This is a genomic window from Psychrobacter sp. UBA2514 (assembly GCF_002341255.1).
GTDB classification, from domain to species: Bacteria; Pseudomonadota; Gammaproteobacteria; order Pseudomonadales; family Moraxellaceae; genus Psychrobacter; species Psychrobacter pacificensis.
In genome coordinates, this window is record NZ_DDNS01000040.1 from 2,740 (window position 1) to 3,322 (window position 583).

Annotated in this window: 2 protein-coding genes; one reads left to right on the forward strand and one right to left on the reverse strand. The window is 46.1% G+C overall.

The window, feature by feature from the left end; translation table 11 throughout:
* On the reverse strand, nt 1-179 hold a 179-nt coding region (locus tag B3V51_RS10575), incomplete at its 3' end, for a DUF503 domain-containing protein (RefSeq protein ID WP_286708395.1).
* A 117-nt stretch (nt 180-296) separates the two neighbouring features.
* Between B3V51_RS10575 and B3V51_RS10580 the strand changes: the two genes are divergently transcribed.
* Nucleotides 297-583 (forward strand): threonine/serine exporter family protein (locus B3V51_RS10580; RefSeq protein WP_286708396.1); only part of this gene is annotated, 287 nt, incomplete at its 3' end.

Consider the following 583-nt stretch of genomic DNA (forward strand, 5'->3'; position numbering starts at 1 on the left):
CCGACTATAACGAATGTCCATTCGCTAGCATCATGGCGATCGCGCTCACCGCTTTCGCACACCGCAACGCTTGGCGTATTGCCAAAACGTGCGTGCAATCCGCCCATACGTTGGCGTTTTTCTTTTAATGAGCTACAACCAGGTAGCGCAAAAGTCAGCGTTAAGATAGCGATATGCATTTTATTCTCCTTGTGACAGTGGTTTACGCTTTATAATAGTAGCAAATAAGCAAGGCAAGTTATGCTATCTTTACCTCTATCCATATCGATATCGCAGCCAATATGCATATTCCTCCAATGACTTCTATCAGCTACGTACAGCAGCAACGCATCACTCGACTCTGCGTGCGCTGCGGCTTACTGCTTATGCAGTATGGCGCTGAGTCTGCCGTGGTGGTGGACTTATCGAAGCGTTTGGGGTTTGCATTGGGAATGAGTAGCGTCGAGTGTTCGCTAAATTTTAATGCGATCACTTTGACGACTATCTGTAATGAGCGTTGTATCACCACCACCCGAGACACCATCAACCAAAGCATCAATGTCAATTTATTGGTGCAAATCCAGCAAATCGTCAATAAAACCGA